This is a genomic window from Micromonospora sp. NPDC047548, from assembly GCF_040642975.1.
Lineage (GTDB): Bacteria > Actinomycetota > Actinomycetes > Mycobacteriales > Micromonosporaceae > Micromonospora.
Genome location: NZ_JBEYTI010000007.1, coordinates 148,610 through 170,249 on the forward strand (window position 1 = coordinate 148,610; position 21,640 = coordinate 170,249).

At 73.0% G+C, this 21,640-nt stretch carries 21 protein-coding genes; 15 read left to right on the plus strand and 6 right to left on the minus strand.

Going from position 1 to position 21,640, the window contains the following annotated elements; translation table 11 throughout:
* Positions 1-96: 96 nt before the first annotated feature.
* The 5 genes from ABZ807_RS10350 to ABZ807_RS10370 all read left to right on the plus strand — a co-directional run bounded on the left by ABZ807_RS10350 (position 97) and on the right by ABZ807_RS10370 (position 4,183).
* On the plus strand, positions 97-1,026 hold the full coding sequence (locus ABZ807_RS10350) for an aldose 1-epimerase family protein (RefSeq protein ID WP_357155024.1): 930 nt from the start codon (positions 97-99) through the stop codon (positions 1,024-1,026).
* Positions 1,027-1,037: 11 nt separating this feature from the next.
* The gene (locus tag ABZ807_RS10355) at positions 1,038-1,640 is read left to right on the plus strand and encodes a nitroreductase family protein (protein WP_357155026.1); all 603 of its coding nucleotides are present in this window, start codon (positions 1,038-1,040) and stop codon (positions 1,638-1,640) included.
* A gap of 178 nt (positions 1,641-1,818) precedes the next feature.
* Positions 1,819-2,124 carry a type II toxin-antitoxin system VapB family antitoxin gene (locus tag ABZ807_RS10360; protein WP_357112869.1) on the plus strand — a complete coding sequence of 102 codons (306 nt, stop codon included), beginning with the start codon at positions 1,819-1,821 and terminating at the stop codon, positions 2,122-2,124.
* A gap of 32 nt (positions 2,125-2,156) precedes the next feature.
* Positions 2,157-3,320, plus strand: coding sequence for an acyl-CoA dehydrogenase family protein (locus ABZ807_RS10365; RefSeq protein ID WP_357155028.1), 1,164 nt, complete (start codon positions 2,157-2,159; stop codon positions 3,318-3,320).
* 98 nt (positions 3,321-3,418) lie between these two features.
* Positions 3,419-4,183 (plus strand): DUF4230 domain-containing protein, encoded by a 765-nt coding sequence (locus ABZ807_RS10370; protein WP_357155030.1) that lies wholly within the window; start codon positions 3,419-3,421, stop codon positions 4,181-4,183.
* A gap of 73 nt (positions 4,184-4,256) precedes the next feature.
* Here the strand turns inward: ABZ807_RS10370 and ABZ807_RS10375 are convergent, their stop codons facing one another.
* Positions 4,257-4,469, minus strand: coding sequence for a PspC domain-containing protein (locus ABZ807_RS10375; protein WP_357155032.1), 213 nt, complete (start codon positions 4,467-4,469; stop codon positions 4,257-4,259).
* A 411-nt stretch (positions 4,470-4,880) separates the two neighbouring features.
* Here ABZ807_RS10375 and ABZ807_RS10380 point away from each other — a divergent pair, with 411 nt between their 5' ends.
* The 9 genes from ABZ807_RS10380 to ABZ807_RS10420 all read left to right on the plus strand — a co-directional run bounded on the left by ABZ807_RS10380 (position 4,881) and on the right by ABZ807_RS10420 (position 17,224).
* On the plus strand, positions 4,881-6,251 hold the full coding sequence (locus ABZ807_RS10380) for an L-serine ammonia-lyase (protein ID WP_357155034.1): 1,371 nt from the start codon (positions 4,881-4,883) through the stop codon (positions 6,249-6,251).
* A gap of 58 nt (positions 6,252-6,309) precedes the next feature.
* Positions 6,310-7,137: an ABC transporter permease gene (locus ABZ807_RS10385; RefSeq protein WP_357155036.1), complete on the plus strand. Its 828-nt coding sequence runs from the start codon at positions 6,310-6,312 to the stop codon at positions 7,135-7,137.
* A 1-nt stretch (position 7,138) separates the two neighbouring features.
* Positions 7,139-7,882 (plus strand): ABC transporter ATP-binding protein, encoded by a 744-nt coding sequence (locus ABZ807_RS10390; protein ID WP_357155039.1) that lies wholly within the window; start codon positions 7,139-7,141, stop codon positions 7,880-7,882.
* A gap of 41 nt (positions 7,883-7,923) precedes the next feature.
* Positions 7,924-9,828, plus strand: coding sequence for a DUF5941 domain-containing protein (locus ABZ807_RS10395; RefSeq protein ID WP_357155241.1), 1,905 nt, complete (start codon positions 7,924-7,926; stop codon positions 9,826-9,828).
* A 17-nt stretch (positions 9,829-9,845) separates the two neighbouring features.
* Positions 9,846-12,023: a bifunctional glycosyltransferase family 2 protein/CDP-glycerol:glycerophosphate glycerophosphotransferase gene (locus tag ABZ807_RS10400; RefSeq protein WP_357155040.1), complete on the plus strand. Its 2,178-nt coding sequence runs from the start codon at positions 9,846-9,848 to the stop codon at positions 12,021-12,023.
* A gap of 85 nt (positions 12,024-12,108) precedes the next feature.
* Entirely contained in the window at positions 12,109-13,467 is a 1,359-nt protein-coding gene (locus ABZ807_RS10405) for an ABC transporter ATP-binding protein (RefSeq protein ID WP_357155042.1), read from the plus strand.
* A 111-nt stretch (positions 13,468-13,578) separates the two neighbouring features.
* On the plus strand, positions 13,579-14,046 hold the full coding sequence (locus ABZ807_RS10410) for a DUF4442 domain-containing protein (protein WP_357155044.1): 468 nt from the start codon (positions 13,579-13,581) through the stop codon (positions 14,044-14,046).
* A 59-nt stretch (positions 14,047-14,105) separates the two neighbouring features.
* Positions 14,106-14,855: a beta-phosphoglucomutase family hydrolase gene (locus ABZ807_RS10415; protein ID WP_357155045.1), complete on the plus strand. Its 750-nt coding sequence runs from the start codon at positions 14,106-14,108 to the stop codon at positions 14,853-14,855.
* Complete coding sequence (locus tag ABZ807_RS10420) at positions 14,852-17,224, plus strand: glycoside hydrolase family 65 protein (protein ID WP_357155047.1); 2,373 nt, start codon at positions 14,852-14,854, stop codon at positions 17,222-17,224. The genes ABZ807_RS10415 and ABZ807_RS10420 overlap by 4 nt, the downstream gene beginning before the upstream one ends.
* A 63-nt stretch (positions 17,225-17,287) precedes the next feature.
* On the opposite strand, the gene ABZ807_RS10425 is transcribed toward ABZ807_RS10420, so the two are convergent.
* Positions 17,288-17,467: a hypothetical protein gene (locus ABZ807_RS10425; RefSeq protein ID WP_357155048.1), complete on the minus strand. Its 180-nt coding sequence runs from the start codon at positions 17,465-17,467 to the stop codon at positions 17,288-17,290.
* 212 nt (positions 17,468-17,679) lie between these two features.
* On the opposite strand from ABZ807_RS10425, the gene ABZ807_RS10430 reads away from it, so the two are divergent.
* Entirely contained in the window at positions 17,680-18,339 is a 660-nt protein-coding gene (locus ABZ807_RS10430) for a dienelactone hydrolase family protein (RefSeq protein ID WP_357155050.1), read from the plus strand.
* A 217-nt stretch (positions 18,340-18,556) separates the two neighbouring features.
* Here ABZ807_RS10430 and ABZ807_RS10435 read toward each other — a convergent pair whose 3' ends face one another.
* The 4 genes from ABZ807_RS10435 to ABZ807_RS10450 all read right to left on the minus strand — a co-directional run bounded on the left by ABZ807_RS10435 (position 18,557) and on the right by ABZ807_RS10450 (position 21,466).
* Entirely contained in the window at positions 18,557-19,198 is a 642-nt protein-coding gene (locus tag ABZ807_RS10435; protein WP_357155051.1) for a C39 family peptidase, read from the minus strand.
* 523 nt (positions 19,199-19,721) lie between these two features.
* On the minus strand, positions 19,722-20,063 hold the full coding sequence (locus ABZ807_RS10440; RefSeq protein WP_357155053.1) for a YkvA family protein: 342 nt from the start codon (positions 20,061-20,063) through the stop codon (positions 19,722-19,724).
* A 116-nt stretch (positions 20,064-20,179) separates the two neighbouring features.
* Positions 20,180-20,977: a hypothetical protein gene (locus ABZ807_RS10445; RefSeq protein WP_357155055.1), complete on the minus strand. Its 798-nt coding sequence runs from the start codon at positions 20,975-20,977 to the stop codon at positions 20,180-20,182.
* Positions 20,978-21,115: 138 nt separating this feature from the next.
* Complete coding sequence (locus tag ABZ807_RS10450) at positions 21,116-21,466, minus strand: hypothetical protein (protein WP_357155057.1); 351 nt, start codon at positions 21,464-21,466, stop codon at positions 21,116-21,118.
* Positions 21,467-21,640 lie beyond the last annotated feature (174 nt).

The window sequence follows — 21,640 nt, forward strand, 5'->3', positions numbered from 1 at the left end:
CAAGGGCGAGCAGGCCGCCCGGGCCAGGCTACCGCTTGGCGGGAAGTGGCCGGAGGGTCCGGCGGGGGCGGCGGGGGGCGACTAAGGTCGCCTGACATGGAGAAGGCCGCGACCCGCCCGCCGTCCGGGACACAGTGGACCATTGCCGCCGACGGCCACGAGGCGGTCATCGTCGAGGTCGGTGGTGGGCTGCGGTCGTACCGGCACGATGGCGTGGACTACGTCGACGGGTACGCCGCGGACGAGATCTGCCCCGGCTCGGCCGGGCAGGTGCTGGCGCCCTGGCCGAACCGGATCCGCGACGGGCAGTACACCTTCGGTGAGCGTGCGTTGCAGCTCACCCTGACCGAACCGGCCGGGAACAACGCGATGCACGGCCTGGTCAACTGGGTGTCGTGGCAGCTGGTCGAGCAGTCCGCCGACGCGGTCACGGTGGGCTACGACCTGCCGCCCACCCCGGGCTACCCGTGGGCGCTGCGGCTGCGTACCCGGTGGAGCGTCGGGGCGGACGGCCTGCGGGTCGGGCACGAGGCGACGAACCTGAGCGCGGAGGCCGCCCCGTTCGGCTTCTCGATGCACCCCTACCTGCGGCTGCCCGGCGTCCCGGTGGACGAGGTGTCGCTGTGCGTCCCGGGCCGGATCCGGGTGCTGCTGGACAGCCGTCTGCTGCCGGTCGGGGCCACCGCCGTGGCCGGCACCGAGTACGACTTCACCGAGCCCCGCCCGATCGGCGGCGCGGTGCTCGACGTGGCCTTCGGCGACCTGGTCCGGGGCGCCGACGGCGGTTCCGCGGTGACCCTGGCCGCCCCCGACGGCTCCGCCGCGGTGCACGTCTGGGCGGACCGGGAGTTCGGCTGGTGGCAGGTCTTCACCGGGGACACGCTGACCGGCCAGCGGCACCGGCGGTCGGTGGCGGTGGAGCCGATGACCTGCCCGGCGGATGCGTTCCGCTCCGGCAAGGACGTGATCACGCTGGAGCCGGGCACCACCTGGCGGGGCGCCTGGGGCGTCCGGCCCGGCGTCTGAGCGGCGGGGGCATGGAGTTCGGCGAGGTGGTCCGGCGACGCCGGATGGTGCGCAACTACGACCCGGAACGTCCCGTCCCGCCGGACGTGGTGGACCGGCTGCTCGACCACGCGGTGCGGGCGCCGTCGGCCGGGTTCGCGCAGGGCTGGGGCTTCCTGGTGCTGGAGGCCCCGGAGGACCGGGAACGGTTCTGGACGGCGGCCACCCCGGGCGGCGGAGGCCGCGAGCGCTGGCTGGCCGGGATGCGGCGGGCGCCGCTGATCGTGGTGCCGCACGCCAACCGCTCCGCCTACCTGGAGCGGTACGCCGAGCCGGACAAGGGCTGGGCCGACCGCGCGGCGGAGCGCTGGCCGGTGCCCTACTGGTACGTCGACACCGGCTTCGCCGCGCTGCTCATGCTGCTCACCGCCGTGGACGAGGGGTTGGGCGCCTGCTTCTTCGGCATCCCGCCGCAGCGGCTGGACTCCTACCGGGAGGCCTTCGGGGTGCCCGAGGAGTACCAGCCGATCGGTGCGGTGACCGTGGGTTACCGGGTGCCCGACCATCGGTCACCGTCGCTGCGCCGGGGGCGGCGTCCGATCGGCGAGGTGGTCCGGCGCGGCCGGTGGAATTGAGTGTGGTTTGTGCGGTCCCGGGTGGGTATCACCCGTAGCGAAACCGACATGAGGGAGTAAAACGCAGTGTGGCGGAGGCGGTTAGGCTGGCACGGTCATCGGTGCCGCACCGCGCGGCGCCACGGCGTGACCCGGCTCCGCGCCGTCGGTCGGCCCGGCCAGGGGAGGGGAACGTGCCGTGATCTTCAGAGCGGTCCGGGACGGGCGTCCCTACCCGGAACACAACCTCACGCTCAAGCAGTGGGCGGAGATCCCGCCGCGTCCGCTGCGGCTGGACCAGCTCATCACCACCAAGCGGGAGCTGGCGCTGGACAAGCTCCTCGCCGAGGACTCGACCTTCTACGGCGACCTCTTCCCGCACGTGGTGCAGTGGAACGGCGGCCTCTACCTGGAGGACGGCCTGCACCGCGCGCTGCGCGCGGCGTTGCAGCAGCGCAACCAGATCCACGCCCGGGTGCTGGTGCTCGGCGGCCAGGACGGATGACGCCCGCCTGAAGACTCGTTAAGGTGGCCCCCATGACCGCACCTCTGGACCTGCTCGACGTCGACGCCTCGCTCGGCGAGGAGGAGCGGCAGATCCGCGCCGTCGTGCGCCAGCTCGTCGACGACCGGGTACGTCCGCACGTCGCCGGCTGGTACGAGGAGGGTCACGTGCCGGCCCGGGAGCTGGCCCGCGAGTTCGGCAAGCTCGGCCTGCTCGGCATGCACCTGACCGGGTACGGCTGCGCCGGCGCCTCGGCGGTCGCGTACGGGCTGGCCTGCCTGGAGCTGGAGGCCGGCGACTCCGGCATCCGCTCGCTGGTCTCGGTGCAGGGCTCGCTCGCCATGTACGCCATCTGGCGCTACGGCAGCGAGGAGCAGAAGCAGCGCTGGCTGCCGTCGATGGCGGCCGGCGAGGCGATCGGCTGCTTCGGCCTGACCGAGCCCGACCACGGCTCCGACCCGGCCTCGATGGCCACCCGGGCGCGCCGCGACGGCGACGACTGGGTGCTCAACGGCGCCAAGATGTGGATCACGAATGCGCCGATCGCCGAGGTCGGGGTGATCTGGGCGCGCACCGACGAGGGCGTGCGAGGTTTTCTCGTGCCGATGGACACCCGTGGGGTGGGCACGCAGGAAATTCGTCGGAAGATGTCTCTCCGTGCCTCACTCACCGGCGAGATCGCCCTCGACGACGTCCGGCTGCCGGCCGACGCCCAGCTGCCCGGGGCGATCGGGCTCAAGGCCCCGCTGAGCTGCCTGACCGAGGCCCGGCACGGCATCGTCTGGGGCGCGCTCGGCGCGGCCCGCGACTGCCTGGCGGCGGCCCTGGACTACGCGACCACCCGGACCCAGTTCGGCCGGCCGCTGGCCGGCTTCCAGCTCACCCAGGCCAAGCTCGCCGACATGGCCGTCGAGTGGAACAAGGGCTACCTGCTGGCGCTGCACCTGGGCCGGCTCGCCGACGCCGGAAAGCTGCGCCCCGAGCAGGTCAGCGTGGGCAAGCTGAACAACGTGCGGGAGGCGCTCACGATCGCCCGCCAGTGCCGGACGATCCTCGGCGCCAACGGCGTCTCGGGCGAGTACCCGGTGATGCGGCACGCCAACAACCTGGAGAGCGTGCTGACCTACGAGGGCACCTCGGAGATCCACCAGCTGGTCATCGGGCAGAAGCTGACCGGGGTCTCCGCCTTCGCCTGAGCCGTGCTTCACCCGTTCGGTTCGCTCGCCGCGCGGGTGTCGCATCCGGGCCGTACCGTCATCGGAAGACGAAGTGTCTGACGAGGACGGTGAGGGCCATGGCCCGCGACGGTGACATCAACGAGCCCACCCGGGAGTTCCCCGGCTACCCGACCGCCGACACGCTTCCGGCCCGGCCGGACGACCCCTCCGCGCCGCGGCCGGTCGGTCCGGTGCCCTCCGGCGGGCCCGCCCGTGGCCTGCTCTGGGTGCTCGGTGCGGCGGCGCTGGCGGTGGTGGTGCTGCTCGGCACCCAGGCCACGGGCATCTTCCCCGACTTCCGCAACCCCTTCGCCAAGGAGCAGACCGACCGCAGCCAACCGCCGCTGCTCAAGTCGATCCAGGACCTCAGCCGCTACGTCGCCGCCGAGGGCAACTTCCAGGTCGTGGTCGACCTGCAGAACGACCGCAACAACGTGCCCGAGTTCCTGCTCAACCAGCGGACCCTCTTCGTCGGGGCGGGCAGCGTGGAGGCGTACGTCGACTTCACCAAGATCTCCGAGGGGGCGGTGGTCGAGTCCGCCGACGGCAAGTCGGTCGAGATCAAGCTGCCGGCGCCGCAGCTCGGCAAGACCAACCTCGACCTGAACAAGAGCTACGTCTTCGCCGAGGAGCGGGGCCTGCTCAACCGGATCAACGACTTGGTCAAGGGCGATCCCAACCGGCAGCAGCAGGTCTACCAGCTCGCCGAGGAACGGATCACCGCGGCGGCGCGGGACAGCGGGCTGAACCAGCGGGCCGAGGAGAACACCCGCAAGATGCTGGAGGGCCTGCTCCGTTCCCTCGGCTACGAGAAGGTCACCGTCACCTACACCGCCCCCTGACCCCCGACCCGGTTCATGTGAAAGACGCGCCGCGCGGCCCGGGGACGGGCCGCGCGGCCCGGGGCAGGTGGGGTCAGTAGCTGGTGGTGGGGTAGGGGTAGCGGTCCTCGTTGGGCATCAGGACCCAGAGGACCAGGTAGATGATCACCTGGGTGCCGGGCAGCAGCAGCGACAGCAGGAACAGCAGCCGGATCAGGAACGCCGAGGTGTTGAACCGGCGGGCCAGGCCGACGCAGACACCGGCGAGCATGCGCCCCTCGCGGGGCCGGACCAGTTTGCGACTCATCGTCGTACTCCCACTCTGCGGCGATCCGCCGCTCCGGAATCAACGGTAGGAAGGGGTGGCCCCCGCGCCCTCCGTCGCAAGTCGGATCCGGCGGCCCGGTACCCGTAGGTGGTTACCCGTGTCGGCGCCGGCCGACCCACCGCGCCCCGGGCCCGCCGCGCCCCCGGCCCGCCGCCTGGCGAGTTGCGGCAGGTCGCGGCGTCCTCGCCGGCCGACACAGCGACATGCCGCAATTCGCGGGGCGTCCCGCTCGGCGCCGGCCGGGGCGGGGCGGCGGGTGAGGTGGACGGGTAGGCTCGCCGGTCGACGCCGCCCACACCCGGGCGGCACCCGCCGGCTGCCGGAGACCCCGGCGGCCGTGACCCGGGTCGGACCCGCACCACCGGGGACGACGGCGAGGAAAGTGCACCCATGATCAGTGTTTTCGACCTCTTCAGCGTCGGCATCGGGCCGTCCAGCTCGCACACTGTGGGCCCCATGCGGGCCGCCCGGACGTTCGTCGTCGGGCTGAAGGCCGACGGGCTGCTGGCCGACGTCGCCCGGGTCCAGGCCGAACTCTTCGGGTCGCTGGGCGCCACCGGGCACGGCCACGGCAGCGACCGGGCCGTGCTGCTCGGGCTGGAGGGCGAGGCGCCGGAGACGGTCGACACCGACACCGTCGGCCCCCGGGTCGCCGGGATCCGCGCCGTGCGGCGGCTGAGCCTGCTCGGCGCGCAGGAGATCGACTTCGATCCGGACCGTGACCTGGTGCTGCACCGCCGCCGGTCGCTGCCGTACCACCCGAACGGGATGACCTTCGCGGCGTACGACGCGGCTGGCATCCAGGTCAGGGCCCGCACCTACTATTCCGTCGGTGGCGGGTTCGTGGTGGACGAGGCGGCCGCCGGGGCGGATCGGATCAAACCGGACACGACCCGCGTGCGGCACCCCTTCTACACCGGCGTTGAACTGCTCGACGTGACCGGCGCGACCGGGCTGTCGATCAGCGAGGTGATGCTGGCCAACGAGCTGTCCTGGCGTAGCGAGGCCGACGTGCGGGCCGGCCTGCTGGAGATCTGGCGGGTGATGGGGGAGTGCATCGAGCGCGGCTGCGAGCGCGACGGCGTCCTCCCCGGCGGGCTGAAGGTCCGGCGCCGGGCGGCGGAGCTGCGCCGGAGCCTGGCGGCGGATGCCGACTCCACCGACCCGCTGCGCGCGATGGACTGGGTGACGCTGTTCGCCCTCGCCGTGAACGAGGAGAACGCGGCCGGCGGCCGGGTGGTGACCGCCCCGACCAACGGCGCGGCCGGCATCATCCCGGCGGTGCTGCGCTACTACACCCGGTTCGTTCCGGGCGCCGACGACGACGGCGTGGTCCGATTCCTGCTGGCCGCCGGCGCCATCGGGGTGCTGTTCAAGGAGAACGCCTCGATCTCCGGCGCCGAGGTCGGCTGCCAGGGCGAGGTCGGCTCGGCCTGCTCGATGGCCGCCGCCGGGCTCGCCGAGGCGCTGGGTGGCACGCCGGCGCAGGTGGAGAACGCCGCCGAGATCGGCATGGAGCACAACCTCGGGCTGACCTGCGACCCGGTCGGGGGGCTGGTGCAGATCCCGTGCATCGAGCGGAACGCGGTGGCTAGCATCAAGGCGATCACCGCCGCCCGGTTGGCGCTGCGTGGGGACGGGGTGCACGCCGTCTCGCTGGACAAGGTCATCAAGACCATGCGGGAGACGGGCGCCGACATGAAAGTCAAGTACAAGGAGACGGCGCGCGGCGGCCTGGCCGTCAACGTGATCGAGTGCTGAGGGGCGTTCGTTCACCGACTGCTAACCTGTCGTCCGTCCGGGGAGGCGGGAGGCGACGGTGACCGCTGGCGTTGCGGCGTTGTGGTCGCACCGCAACTCGCTGCGGATCCTGGTCAAGCGGGACCTCGCGGTGAAATACCAGCAGTCCGTGCTCGGCTACTTCTGGTCGCTGATCGAGCCGCTGGGCATGGGGGCGATCTACTTCTTCGTCTTCGGGGTGCTCTACTCCGGCGACACCAACCGGCACCTCGGGCAGGCCGCCGAGTCGTACCCGCTCTTCCTGATCACCGGCATCTTCGCCTGGATGTGGACCAGCTCCGCGCTGAGCGAGGCGACCAATGCGCTGACCGGGCAGTCCCGCCTGATCACCACGATGAACGTGCCCCGGCAGGTCTTCCCGATCGGCCGGGTCACCGGCCGGTTCGCCGAGTACGCCGCCGGCCTGCCCATCCTCTTTGCCGTCGCCGCCGGGTACGCCGCGCACGGCAAGATTCACCCCGGCTGGTCACTGCTCGCCCTGCCGCTCGCCGTGCTGGTGCAGGCGACCCTGCTGGTCGGGCTCTCGCTGCTGCTCTCGGCGGTCAACGTGCTGATGCGCGACGTCGAGCGCTTCATGCGGCTGATCATCCGGGTGCTCTTCTACGCCACGCCGATCATCTACCCGCTGAGCCTGGTCCGGGAGTCCCGGATGCCGGGCTGGGTGAAGGTCGCCTACGAGCTCAACCCGCTGGTCGGCATCTTCCAGCTCCAGCACGCGATCTGGTACCCGGACGAGTTCCCCGACGCCCGGCTGCTGGCCACCACGGTCGCCGGTAGCCTGCTGGTGCTGGTCGCCGGCTGGTGGGCGTTCCGTCGGCTCGAACCCGCCGTGCTCAAGGAGCTGTGAGGTGGCGCCGATCATCGAGGCGGAGGGTCTCGGCATCCGGTTCGTCCGCAACCGCCGGCGGCAGCTGCGGCTGCGTGAGCTGTTCATCCACCGGGGCGGGCGCGGCGCGGCGTCCGGGCAGTTCTGGCCGCTGCGCGACGTCTCCTTCACCGTCCAGCCCGGCGAGACCCTCGGGGTGATCGGGCGCAACGGCACCGGCAAGAGCACCCTGCTGCGGCTGATCGCCGGGGTGCTCATCCCCGACGAGGGGCGGATCCGGGTGCGCGGCGACGTCGCGCCGCTGCTGGAACTCTCCGCCGGCTTCTCCAACGACCTCACCGGCCGGGAGAACCTCTACCTCGTCGGCGGCCTGCACGGACTGTCGTCGGCGTACCTGAAGCGGAACTTCGACGACATCGTCTCCTTCGCCGGCGAGCAGGTGGAGCGGGCCATCGACACCTCGGTCCGGCACTACTCGTCCGGCATGAAGGTCCGGCTCGGGTTCGCGATCATCTCCCACCTGCCGCACCCGATCCTGCTGATGGACGAGGTCACCGCGGTGGGCGACGCGGAGTTCCGTAAGAAGTGCTATTCGACGATCGACCGACTGCTCGCGGAGGGGCGCACCTTGGTGCTGGTGTCACACAACGAGAAGGACCTGACCCGGTTCTGCCGTCGGGGGCTCTACCTCGACGGTGGGCGGCTGACCGTGGACGGCACGGTCGCCGAGGCGCTCGACGCGTACCACGCCGCGGTCCCGCGGTGACTCTCGCGATCGTGCTCGCCGCCGGTTCGCCGGCCGCGGGCCTGCCCACCGGCACGGGGGAGACGCTCGCCGACCGGCTGGCCGCCCAGTGGCGCCGGGCCGGGGCGGACGAGGTCCGGGCCGCCGCCGACCTGGACGAGCTGGCCGCCCTGGTGGGCGCCGCCACCGGACCGGTGATCGTCAGCGGGGCCGACCTGGTCGCGCACACCGTCGTACTGCGGCACCTGGCGACCAGCCCGGTCGGCCCGACGGTGGCCCTGGTGCTCACCGACCCGCCGGCGTCCGGCCGGACGGCCGTGCGCGAGGAGCGCGGCCAGGTGGTCGAGGCCGGGCCGGAGCTGGCCGACGCCACCGGCGTCTTCGGCGGCGCGCTGCGGGTCGGCGCCGAGGACCTGCCGGCCCTCGCGGCCGCCGCCCGGGCCGCCGGTCGGGCCGCGGCCGGGCCCGCGGTGGACGCGCTCTTCGCCGCGCTCACCGCCCTCGGCACGCTGACCTTCGCCCAACGGGTACGCCTGCTCGTGGCGCACCGGGTCGACGACGCCGCCGCGCTGCACGCCGCCGAGGCGGCGCTGGCGGGGGTGGACGAGGACAAGGCCGAGCTGCGGCTCTCGGTCAAGGAGCGGGACGACTTCTTCACCACCTACTTCGTCAGCACCTGGTCGCCGTACGTGACGAAGGCCGCGGCCCGGATCGGATTCGGCCCGACCGCCGTGACCATGGTGTCGGTGCTCTTCGCGGTCACCGCGGCGGTGCTGTTCGGCGTCGGGGGCCGGCCCGCCTGGGTCGCCGGGGCGGTCCTGCTCTACCTCGGCTTCGTGCTCGACTGCGTGGACGGCCAACTGGCCCGCTACACCCGGCACTTCAGCGCCTGGGGCGGCTGGCTGGACACCATGGCCGACCGGGCGAAGGAGTACCTGGTGTACGCCGGTCTCGGCTACGGGGCAACCCACGCCGGCTTCCGGTACGGCTGGGCGCTGGCCATCGCCGCGATGACCCTGCAGACCGTCCGGCACATGACCGACACCTGGTACGGCGTACTGCACGACGAGGCGGCCCGCCGGCCGAAGACGTCGGTCGGCGCGGGCGGCGGTGCCATCGGCGACCGGCTGAACGCCGCCTCGACCCGCGTGCAGGCCGACACCGGGTCGGTGTCGTACTGGCTGAAGCGGACGGTGGTCTTCCCGATCGGCGAGCGGTGGGCGCTGATCGCGCTGACCGTGGCGCTGTTCAACCCGCTGGTCAGCCTGGTCGCGGTGCTGGTCTGGGGGACGTTGGCGTTCGCGTACACCGGGGCGCTGCGCACGCTGCGGGCGCGCTGGATGTGGGTGCCGGTGCTGGACACGGTCGACGCCACCCTGCACCGCGACGACGGCCCGCTGGCCGCTCGGCTGCCGGTGGTCCGCCCGATGGGTCCGCTGACCCTGGCGGTGCTGGCGGCGTTGGGCCCGGCGGCGCTGCTGGTCGCGGCGCTGGTGGCGGGCGGCGGCGGGCTGCGCTGGTGGGTACCGGTGGCGCTGCTGGTGCTGCTGGTCGGCGGGCTGGGTGCCGGGGCGGCGCACAACGGGCCGCTGGACTGGCTGGTGCCGGCCGCGCTGCGGGCCGGGGAGTACCTGTTCGCCATCGCCGTCGGGGTGGTCGGCGGCGCGCCGGCCTGGCTGGTCTTCGGCTACGTCCTGGTGCTCACCCTGCACCACTACGACCTGACCGCCCGGCTGGAAAAGCGGCAGCCGGCCCCGCCGCTGCACCGCTGGACGCTGGGCTGGGAGGGGCGGTCGGTGCTGCTGGCACTGGCGGCGATCGCCGGAATTGAGCGTATCGGTCTGGCTACACTCGGTACGTACCTTCTCGTGGGATTCGTGGCGAGTGTCGTCCTGGCCTGGGTCGTCCTGCCGGCCCGCGCCGCGCGGGTGACGGCCATCCCGGTTCGAGGTGGTTCGCCGGGCTGACGGGAGGGGCGGCCGGGATGACCCTGATCAGCTTCGTCGTACCGGCCTTCCGGGTGCAGGGTTACCTGCGCGAGTGCCTGGACTCGATCCTCGGCCAGCCCTTCGGCGACTTCGAGGTGATCGGCGTCGACGACGCCTCGCCGGACGCCAGCGGCGACATCCTCGACGAGTACGCCGCCCGCGACCCCCGGGTCCGGGCGCTCCGGCTGCCCCGCAACGTCGGGCTCGGTCCGGCCCGCAACGCCGGGCTGGACCGGGCCGTCGGGGAGTATGTCTGGTTCGTCGACGGCGACGACTGGCTCGCCCCGGACTGCCTGCCCGAGGTCGCCGGCCGGCTGCGGGCCACCCGCCCGGACGTGCTCATGGTGGACCACGTCCGGGTGCACTGGGACGAGACCGACACCCCCAGCGCCATGCCGGAGGTGTTCCCGGAGCCGCCGGGCGAAGCCGTTTTCCGGCTGCGGGACCGGCCGGAGACCATGCGCCTGCTGCACACCGCCTGGAACCGGCTGGTCCGCCGGGAGTTCCTGGTCGAACTCGGGCTCCGCTTCGCCCCCGGCTGGTACGAGGACGTCTCCTTCAGCTACCCGGTGCTGCTGGCCGCCGAGCGGACCGGGGTGCTCGACCGGGTCTGCGTCAACTACCGGCAACGGCGGGCCGGAGCCATCACCCGAACGCGGGGGGACCGGCACTTCGAGGTCTTCGCGCAGTGGCACCGGGTGTTCCAGCTGATGGACCGCTGGGGTCCGGCGGTGGCTGAGCTGCGGCCGGCGGTCTTCGAGCGGATGGTCTGGCACCACCTGGCCGTGCTCGGCAACGGCGACCGGATCGCCCCGGCGCTGCGCCCGGAGTTCTTCGCCCGGATGACCGCCGACCACCGGCGCTTCCGGCCACCCGAGGGGCACCCCGTCCCGGACGGGCTGGAGGGACTCAAGCACCGGCTGGTCGCGGCGGGACGCTGGCGGACGTTCAGCGCGTTGCGGGCCGCGAACCAGGCCCGCACGACGGCCCGCAGCGCCACCCGGAAGGCGCTGCCGGTGGCCCGGCGTACCGCGCGGCTGACCCGGGACGCGGTGCTGCACGAGTACTACCGGGCCGAGCTGAGCCGGCCGATCGACCCGACGCTGGCCGTCTACGCCGCCTACTGGTACCGCGGGTACGCCTGCAACCCGGCCGCGATCCACGCTGCCGCCCGCCGGCTGGCCCCGCAGGTCCGGGGGGTGTGGATCGTCGGGCGGGACCGGGTGGACAGCCTGCCACCCGGCACCGAGTACGTCGTCGCCGGCACCCGCGAGTACTACCGGGCGCTGGCCCGGGCACGGTGGCTGGTCAACAACGTCAACTTCCCCGACTTCGTCCGCAAGCGACCCGGCTCCGTCCACGTGCAGACCCACCACGGCACGCCGGTGAAGGTGATGGGGCTGGACCAGCAGCGCTTCCCGCTCGGGGCGGCCGGGATGGACTTCGCCGGGCTGTTGCGCCGGGTGGATCGCTGGGACTACAGCATCACCTCGAACAGCTTCTCCACCCAGATGTGGGACCGGGCCTACCCGGCGTCGTACACCACGCTGGAGGTCGGCTACCCGCGTAACGACCGGTTGGTCGCCGCCACCGCCGAGGAGGTCCGCGAGGTCCGCGACCGGCTCGGCGTCGCCCCGGACGAGCGGGTGGTGCTCTACGCGCCGACGCACCGCGAGCACCTGCCCCACTACCGCCCGCCGTTCGACCCGGCGCGGCTGCTCGACGTGCTCGGGCCGGCCGGCCGGCTGCTGATCCGCAGCCACTACTTCCACGACCGGGACGGCCGGGCCCGCTGGCGTACCCGTGGCCGGGCGGTCGACGTCAGCGACCACGGTTGCGTCGAGGACCTCTACCTCGCGGCGGACATGCTGGTCACCGACTACTCGTCGGCGATGTTCGACTACGCCGTCCTGGACCGCCCGATCGTCGTGTACGCGCCGGACCACGACGCGTACACGCTGGCCCGGGGCGTCTACTTCGACGTGACCGCCGCACCGCCCGGCGCGGTCGCCCGCACCTTCGGCGACCTGCTGGAACTCTTCCGTTCCGGCGCGGTGGCCGGGGCGGAGGCGGAGCGGGCGCGGCAACGGTTCCGGGACCGGTTCTGCACCCTGGACGACGGGCACGCCGCGGAGCGGGTGGTCCGCCGGGTGTTCCTCGACGACCCCGCGTGACCCAGCATCCCGCCGACGCGGAGCCCTGCCGGTAATAGGCCCGTCATGACCAGAACATGGCACGTTTACCCGATGTGCTGATCGCATGATCCTCGTCACAGTCAAGCGGAGTTTGGCCGAGCTGGGGGAGGAGACGGTGACCACCGTCGCGCTCAAGGATGTCACCAAGGTGTTCCAGGACGGGACGCTCGCGGTCGACAGCGTCAATCTGGACGTCAACGACGGCGAGTTCATGGTGTTGCTCGGGCCGTCAGGCTGCGGCAAGTCCACCGTGTTGCGGATGGTCGCGGGCCTGGAAGACCCGACCGCCGGCGCCGTGATGCTCGACGGCGAGGTCGCCAACGACCTGCCGCCACGCGAGCGGAAGATTGCCATGGTCTTCCAGGACTTCGCGCTCTACCCGCACATGACCGTCGGGGACAACATCGCCTTCCCGCTGCGCCTGGCCGGTGTGGAGCCGGCCTCGCGTGGCGAGCGGGTGCACGACGTGGCGGGCGCGCTCGGCATCGGGGACGTCCTCGGTCGCAAGCCGAGCCAGCTCTCCGGTGGCCAGCGGCAGCGGGTGGCCATGGGGCGGGCGATAGTGCGCAGGCCGGGGCTCTTCCTGATGGACGAGCCGCTGTCCAACCTGGACAGCGGTCTGCGCGCGGAGCTGCGTGCGGAGATCTCCGGGTTGACCCGCGAGCTGGGCGTCACCACCATCTACGTCACGCACGACCAGGCCGAGGCGCTGACCATGGCCGATCGGGTCGCCATCATGCGCAAGGGCGTGCTCCAGGACGTGGGCACGCCGACCCAGGTGTACGGCCGGCCGGCCACCCTCTACGTCGCGGCGTTCCTGGGCAGCCCCCGGATGAACCTGCTGGAGGCCTCGGTCTACGTCCACCTCGATCGGTACGTCACCCTCACCCTCGGCGAGCAGGCGCTCTACCTGCCCTGGGACGACATCCGCAGCCGGGCGGTGGCGCACTACCACGGCGAGCGGATCGTCATCGGGATGCGGGCCGAGGCGCTGACCCCGGTCGCCCCGGACACCCCCGGCGACGTGCTCCAGGGCCGGGTCCGCTACCTGGAGCACCACGGGCACGAGTCGCTGGCCTTCCTCGACATCGGCGCCACCGCGATCGTGGTGGACGAGATGGGCGCCGCGGTGGACGACTCCCCCGGCGGGCAGCGCGGACGGCGTCGGTTCGGGCAGGTCATGCAGCGGCTCACCGGCCGGGCCGGCGAGGTCGAGCCGATCTCCGCCCCGACCGGCGGCGGCAACCGGACCAGCGTGCTCGCCGACCCGGGCCGCCACCACCGCCGCCCCGCCGAGCTGGCGGTACGCCTCGCCCCGTACCCGGCGATCTCCGCCGGCAATCCGATGTCGGTCGCCGTACGGATGGATGCCCTGCACTTCTTCGACGAGCGCGGCGACCGGATCGACGTCGGCTGGCGTTGAACCGCGCGCCGTCGGCTCCCGCCGTGCCCGCGCTTCGCGGGCCGGCACCCCGAAAATTTGCTGGTCCGCCGCGTCTTGCCGGAAAAGTTACCGGCTAGTAACGTCGGGGCCATGTCCATCGACTCGCGCCAGGTGGCGGCCGGAATGCTCCAGGCCGTGCCGTTCGCCCGTACCCTCGGCTTCGAGTTCGTCGAGGTCGCTCCGGAGGCCGAGGGCGGAGTCCGGGCGGTCGTCCGGCTGCCCGACACGCCGGCCACCCACAACCACGTCGGCGGCCCGCACGCCGGAGCCATGTTCACCCTCGGCGAGACCGCGTCCGGCGCGGTGGTGATGGCCGCCTTCAGCCACCTGCTCGACCGTGCGGTGCCGCTCGCCGTCCGGGCCGACATCGCGTACCAGAAGCTGGCGATGGGGCCGGTGCTGGCCACCGCCCGGCTGGGTCGTACGCCGGCCGAGGTGGTCGCCGAGATCGACGCCGGGCAGCGGCCGGAGTTCCCCGTCGAGGTCGAGATCGGCACCGAGGACGGCACCCCCACCGCCACGATGACCGTGGTCTGGACGCTGCGCCCCCACCGCTGACGCCCCCGGCACCTGTCAAAAGGGGCCTGTCCGGGCGGTGCGATGGATAGATTCGTACCGTGCTGGGCCTACCTGCTCACGTGTCCGCCTGTCTCTTCGATCTGGACGGTGTGCTGACGCAGACCGCCAGGGTGCACAACGCCGCCTGGAAGGAGACCTTCGACGCGTTCCTGGCGCGACGGGCGGCGGCCACCGGTGAGCCGTACCGGCCGTTCGACCCTGGGCCGGACTACCACCGGTACGTGGATGGCAGGCCCCGGGCCGACGGGGTCCGGTCCTTCCTCGCCTCCCGGGGCGTGGAGCTGCCGGAGGGCAGCCACGACGACCCGCCCGAGGCGGACACGGTCAACGGGGTCGGCAACCGCAAGAACGTCGTCCTGCTGGAGCGGATCCACCGCGACGGTGTCGAGGTCTACCCGGGCTCGGTGACGTACCTGCGGGCGGCCGTCGCGGCCGGGCTGCGCCGCGCGGTGGTCTCGGCGAGCGCCAACTGCCGCGCCGTGGTCGCCGCCGCGGGCCTGGAACCGCTGCTGGAGGCTCAGGTCGACGGCTTGGTGGCGCGGGCCGAGGGGCTGCGCGGCAAGCCGCACCCGGACACCTTCCTGGCCGGCGCGAAGCTGCTCGGGGTCGACCCGGTCAACGCCGCCGTGTTCGAGGACGCCCTCGCCGGGGTGGCCGCCGGCCGGGCCGGCGACTTCGGGTACGTGGTCGGCGTCGACCGGGTCGGCCAGGCCGACGAGTTGCGCGCCCACGGCGCGGACATCGTGGTCACCGACCTCTCCGATCTGTTGAAGGGGGCGGTGGCATGATCCGCGAACGGGCCTATCCGGTCGAGCCCTGGCACATCCGGGAGACCCGGCTCGACATGGACGTACTGGCCCAGTCCGAGTCGGTCTTCGCGCTCTCCAACGGGCACGTGGGTCTGCGCGGCAACCTGGACGAGGGAGAGCCGCACGGCCTGCCCGGCACCTACCTCAACTCCTTCTACGAGCTGCGCCCGCTGCCGTACGCGGAGGCCGGCTTCGGCTTTCCCGAGTCGGGCCAGACCATCGTCAACGTCACCAACGGCAAGCTGATCCGGCTGCTGGTCGACGACGAGCCGCTCGACGTCCGGTACGGCGAGCTGCTGTCCCACGAGCGGATCCTCGACCTGCGGGCCGGGACCCTGCACCGGGAGATGCACTGGCGCTCCCCGGCCGGGCGCGAGGTCAAGGTCCGCACCACCCGCCTGGTCTCCTTCACCCACCGGGCGGCCGCCGCGATCCACTACGAGGTGGAGGCGCTGAACGGGCCGGTGCGGCTGATCCTCCAGTCCGAGCTGGTCGCCAACGAGACCCTGCCGGCGCAGAGCCGCGACCCGCGGGTGGCCGCCGTGCTGGAGTCCCCGTTGCAGGCCGAGGAGGAGCTGACCACCGACGACGGCGGGCTGCTCATCCACCGCACCAAGGTCAGCGGTTTGCGGGTGGCCGCCGAGATGGGCCACGACGTGCACGCCCCGGCGAAGGCCACCGTCGAGTCCGAGGGCTACGAGGACTGGGTGCGCACCACCGTCGGCTGCGTGCTCAAACCCGGCGAGACGCTGCGGGTGGTCAAGTACCTCACGTACGGCTGGTCGAGCCGGCGGTCGCTGCCGGCGCTGCGCGACCAGGTCGGCGCGGCGCTGGCCGCGGCCCGGCTGGACGGCTGGGAGGGCCTGCGCCGGGAGCAGCGGGAATACCTCGACGAGTTCTGGGACGCCGCCGACGTGCGGGTCGAGGGCGACCCGGAGGTGCAGCAGGCGGTCCGGTTCGGGCTGTTCCACGTCCTCCAGGCCGGCGCCCGGGCCGAACGGCGACCCATCTCGGCCAAGGGCCTGACCGGTCCCGGGTACGACGGGCACGCGTTCTGGGACACCGAGATGTTCGTGCTGCCGGTGCTCACCTACACCCAGCCGTCCGCCGTCCGGGACGCCCTGTACTGGCGGCACTCGACGCTGGAACAGGCGCACGAGCGGGCCCGGACGTTGAACCTCAGGGGTGCGGCGTTCCCCTGGCGGACCATCGGGGGCCCGGAGTCGTCGGCGTACTGGCCGGCCGGCACCGCCGCCTTCCACGTCGCCGCCGGCGTGGCCGACGCACTGCGTCGCTACCTGCAGGTCACCGGCGACGACCAGCTGGAACGGGAGATCGGCCTGGAGCTGCTGGTGGAGACGGCCCGCCTCTGGCGCTCGCTGGGCCACCACGACCGCAACGGCCAGTTCCACATCGACGGGGTGACCGGGCCGGACGAGTACACCGCGGTCAAGAACGACAACATCTACACCAACCTGATGGCGCAGCGGAACCTGCTCACCGCCGCCGAATGCGCGATGCGCTTCCGGGACGAGGCGCTCCACCTCGGCGTGACCGAGGAGGAGGCGGCGGAGTGGCGGGACGCGGCGAACGCCACGCACATCCCGTACGACGAGGAACTCGGCGTCCACGAGCAGGTGGACGGCTTCACCCGGTTGCAGGAGTGGGACTTCGAGCACACCCCGCCGGAGAAGTACCCGCTGCTGCTGCACTACCCGTACTTCGACCTGTACCGCAAGCAGGTGGTCAAGCAGGCCGATCTGGTGCTGGCCATGCACTGGCGGGGTGACGCCTTCACCGGCGCGCAGAAGCTGCGCAACTTCCTCTACTACGAGCGGCGTACCGTGCGGGACTCCTCGCTGTCGGCCAGCACCCAGGCGGTGATGGCGGCCGAGGTCGGGCACCCCGAACTGGCCCACCGCTACATGCGCGAGGCCGCCCTGATGGACCTGCACGACCTCAACGAGAACACCCGGGACGGCGTCCACATGGCCTCGCTGGCCGGCGCGTGGATCGCGCTGGTCGCGGGCTTCGGCGGGCTGCGCGACCACGACGGGACGCTGTCGTTCTCGCCGCGCCTGTCCAGCCGGCTCAGCCGGCTGGAGTTCTCGTTGCAGTGGCGCTCGATGCGGCTGCGGGTGGACGTCCGGCCGCACCAGACCACGTACTCGCTGCACAACGGCGGGCCGGACGCGGTGATGGAGCTGCGCCACCACGGCGAGAAGATCACCGTTACCAGATCGCTGCCGGTCACCGTCCCGGTGCTGACCCCCGACCCACCCGGCCCGGCCCCCGAGCAACCCCCGGGTCGCGCCCCGCTGCTGCACCTTCCGGAGGACAAGTCCTGACCGGCGGAGCCGGGTCGACCACGAGGTTGGCGGCGGACGCCGCCAACCTCGGGCCGGCAGCGGTCAGAACTGGCGGCCGTTGGAGGGGCGGCCCGCCGCGTCGCGGGGGGCCATCGCGGCCGGGTCGTCCGCCGTGCGGGCCCGCGCCGCCTCGTCTGCCCAGTCCTGACCGCGCTCAGCGTCCTGTTCGCGGCGTTCCTGCTCGGCGGTCCGGGTCTGCTGCCTGGACTTCTGCTCAGCCATGGCGATCCTCGCGATCCGTCGGGGCGCCTGGGCGTGCCAGGCACCGTCGTGCGGTCACCCTGCGGCTTCCCGAGGGCGTCGGCGGCAAACGCGCGCCGGCCGCCGCTCCCACGCGGTCACCGTGGCCCCCGGTGGGGTCGCTCCCGCTTGGGTACGGGCGGCGCGGGTATGACCGCCGGGCCGGTGCGGATCCGGCGGTACGGAGGGTGGAGATGCGAACAGGCAGCAACGAGGTGACCATTCCGGTGGCAGACGCCGGGCTCCCGGCCGACGTGTTCGTCCCGGAGGGAGCGACCGGTGTGGTGCTCTTCGCGCATGGCAGCGGCAGCTCGCGGCACAGCCCGCGCAACGTGGCGGTGGCCGGGGTGCTCCAGCGTCGAGGGCTCGCCACCGTGCTGGTCGACCTGCTCACCCCGGAGGAGGACGCCATCGACGCCCGGACCGCCGAGCTGCGCTTCGACATCGGCCTGCTGGCCGAGCGGCTGGCCGGCATCGTCGACTGGCTGGGTACTGAGCCCACGCTGGGCCGGCTGCCGGTGGGCCTGTTCGGGGCGAGCACCGGAGCGGCGGGGGCGCTGGTCGCCGCGGCGGGGCGGCCGGACCGGGTGGCGGCGGTGGTCTCCCGGGGCGGCCGTCCGGACCTGGCCGGCACCGCGCTCCCCGGGGTCCGCGCGTCGACGCTGCTGCTGGTCGGTGGCCTGGACGAGCAGGTGATCACGCTCAACGAGCAGGCCGCCGCGGCGCTCACCGCGCCACACGAGTTGCGGATCGTGCCCGGCGCCACCCACCTGTTCGAGGAGCCCGGCACGCTGGAACAGGTGGCCGAGGCGGCGGGCGACTGGTTCACCGCCCACCTACGCGTCCCGGCCTGACCCCCCGCTCTTCTGTGGGGGCCCGTTCGTTGGCCGAGCGGATCGACCTGGCGGACCAGGTGTTGGACGCCGTCGAGTCGTCTGCCTCTCGGGCAGCTGAAGACCGGGTGGTGCCCAGGTGGCGCTGCTCGCCGGCCTGGTCGACGCGCCCGCCGCTGTAGACCCGAATGGGCCGGCCTCCCCTGTCGGGGAGGCCGGCCTCGTCGGTCGTGCTGGATCAGGAGCTGTAACCGCGGCCCGCGATCCAGTTGGCCAGGTCGGCGACGTCCATCCAGTACTCCTGGGTGTCCGGGTCCGCCGGGTCGGCGATCTTGACGGTGCTGCCGTCGTCCTTGTACTCCACCACGGTCAGGTAGTGGCCCGGGTAGCTGTGCTCGACGCCATCGACGTCGACCGCGACACCGAGGATGTTGGCCACCACCGGCTCACCGGCGTCCACCGCGGCCTTCACGTCGGTCCGGAGCCGCTCGATCTGCTCCTTCGAGGCGACGTCGTTGCTGATCTCGGTGGTCTTGTACTTGCCGCCGGTGTACTCGTTGAGCACCCGGGTGATGTCAATGGCCGAGTCGGTGCCGTTCACGGTGGTACCGAGCTTCTTGGCCAACTCGTCCTGGCTGACCGCCTTGCCCTCGGCCGACAGCGCGATCCGCGTCGACGCCGGGCCACAGTAGAAGAAGTTCGGCTGCGCCTGGTACTCGTAGCCGGCGCGACGCTCGCCCTTGCCCTTCTCGGACACGACGGAGCCGGACGCCTTCTTGGCCGGCGCGGCCTGCGCGGCCACGGCGGGACCGATGATGGCGCCACCGGTCATCATCAGGCCGGCGACGGAGAGCAGGCCGTTACGGAAGATCGTGTTCATGGTCGAAGCTCCGTTCGGGGGGTTGACGCCCGGTCACGGGGACGCGGACGCAAGCACCGGGAAGGCGCTCGGATCATCAGGGGACCGCTCGGGCCGCTCGGCCCGCTCGTTCACCGGGGATGTGAACGACCGCCGGCCCGGGCCCATGCCGGCCCGTCACCTGTCCTGCCTCGGTCGTCCGGAGGATGTAACGACCAGGGCCAGGCCCTGATTCCGCTCCTCCGGTGGCACCCGCCACCGACCCGATCCGGACAACCGGCCATGAACCTTGCAACGGTTGCCCAGAGGTGTGCACCTTCCTGGCAAGAGCGATCGTCCCAGCGTGGAACAAAGCCACTCTTCAGTGCACGCGCGGGGTACGGGGGCGAAGCGTCAGGCGCTCGGCCTCGGCCACCGACGCCGAATCGGGGCGGAGTACCGCCCGTCCCTCGATGGTCAGCCACCACCGTCCGTCGACGTGGCAGACGGCGACCGGGGCGCCCACGGGACCGGCGGCGGCGACATGCCGGGCCGGCCCGCACGATCATGGCACGGGACGGTGTACCCGGTCCTGACCAGGGGGAGTGTCCGGCTGACCGGGCAACCGGCGGGCTTCCGCCCGGCGCTGGTGGGCGAGCCGGCTCAGGTAGATCAGCGCCCCGGCGAGAACTCCCATGTCGTCCAGGTAGATCGGGTCGGGCAGCACGTCCACCGGGAGGATCGTGTAGATCAGCGCGCCGTAGAAGGCCACCTTGCCCCCGACACCGAGGGCACCCAGCATCCGCCGGGTGCGGACCACCCGGATCGCCAGCAGCACCGCACCGACCAGCGTCGCCAGCGCCAGGATGCCGCCGATGACGACGAGGACCAACGTCTCGCGGGACATGTCGTCACGCTAGCCGAACCTCGCACCCGCCGCCCGCGGGCGCGGCGGTGACGTCACCGCGCCGGCCCTGCGGCCGGTGACCGTCGACGACCGCCGAGGGTGCGCCGGGGGTGCGGTCAGTAGGCGGCGACGGCAGCCCGACCCCGGGCCACGCCCGCCGACTCCCGGGCCGGCTCGGCCACCGGCCGCCGGGTCTCCGGCATCGGCACCACCGACTCGACCTCCTCCGGCCTGCGGTCCAGCGCCGCGAACGCCTCCTCCCGCAGGCTGCGGGCCGCCGCCGAGGCCAGGTCGGCCGCGCGCCACGCCTCCCGCTCCCGCTCCAGCGCGCCCCGGTGCCGGGCGGCCAGGTGGTCCCGGATCGCACGGTGCAGCACCAGCTCCTGCTCGACCGGGTGCCGCCGCGGGTCCCAGCCGTTGCGGTGGGCGAAGACATCGCTCAGCTGCTCCACCGAGAGCTCCTTGCGCCAGTACGCGTCCAGCGCGGCCCGGTGCAGGTACCGCTCCCGGTCGGCGTACTCGGCCGGGGTGCGGACCGTGCCCGGCAGCGGCATGACGGCGGCGGCCGACAGCCGGCGGACGTCCGACTCGGCGACCTCGTACGCCTCCCAGGCCGCCTCGACCTCGTCCTGGGCGGCCAGCCACTCGGCGCGCCGCCGCCCGGAGGTAGCAGCCGCGCGCTCGGCGGCGACCGTCACCTCGCCGGCGTACCGGGTGCGTTCCCGTTCCTCCTCCGCCAGCTCCAGTTGGGTGGGCAGCGCGGCCTGCCGGATCCGGCCGGCGACGACGGAGCGCAGCCGACCGGGACGGGCGACCAGCGCGCCGACGGCGACGGCCGCGACGGTGAGCAGGACCAGCCAGATCACGGCGGCGGCGGGGACGTCGGGCAGGACGGAGGAGAAGACGGTCTGCATCACCAGCACCTCACGGCGGGAACGATGTGGACGGGCGGGCCGGACGAGCGGGGCGGCGGGCGTACCCGGAAGGCGGACGGACCGCAGGGTCGCGACGGTGCGCGGCGGCGGTCCGGCGCCCGGTGGGCACCGCGCGGCTCAGCGCCGGGGCGGGCCGCGCCGGCCGGTGGCGCCCCGGACCGGGTCCGTCGTCGCCGCCGGTGTCGGCGTCGCAAGGGGTCGGTCGGTGGAGGCGGCCTCACGCCGGGCCGGGACCGGCCGGGCGGGGGAGTCGGCGAGCTGCCCGTCGGTGGGCCGGACGGTGGCCGGCGGCTCGGCCACCCGGGCGGCGGCCACGGCGGGCCGGGTCGGCCCGGCGGCGGCCGGACCGGCGGTCGCGGCGAACACGCCGCCGAGACCGACGGCGAGCACCAGGGCGGTCAGTGCCAGCCGGGTCAGATCGCGCAGCGTCGCCAGCCGGAACGGGCGGTTGGACGCTACGGGCAGCACCATTCCAACCTATCGCCACCCGACGGCGAGTGCAGCGGTGCGACGCCGTCGACCGGCGTGACCCGAGCCACCTGCTCTGATGTGGACAGATTTGTCCCGGACCCGGCTATGGCCGCGAACCGGCCGCCGGGGCCTCGACGGGGAACGGCCCACCCGGAGCCTCCGGGTGGGCCG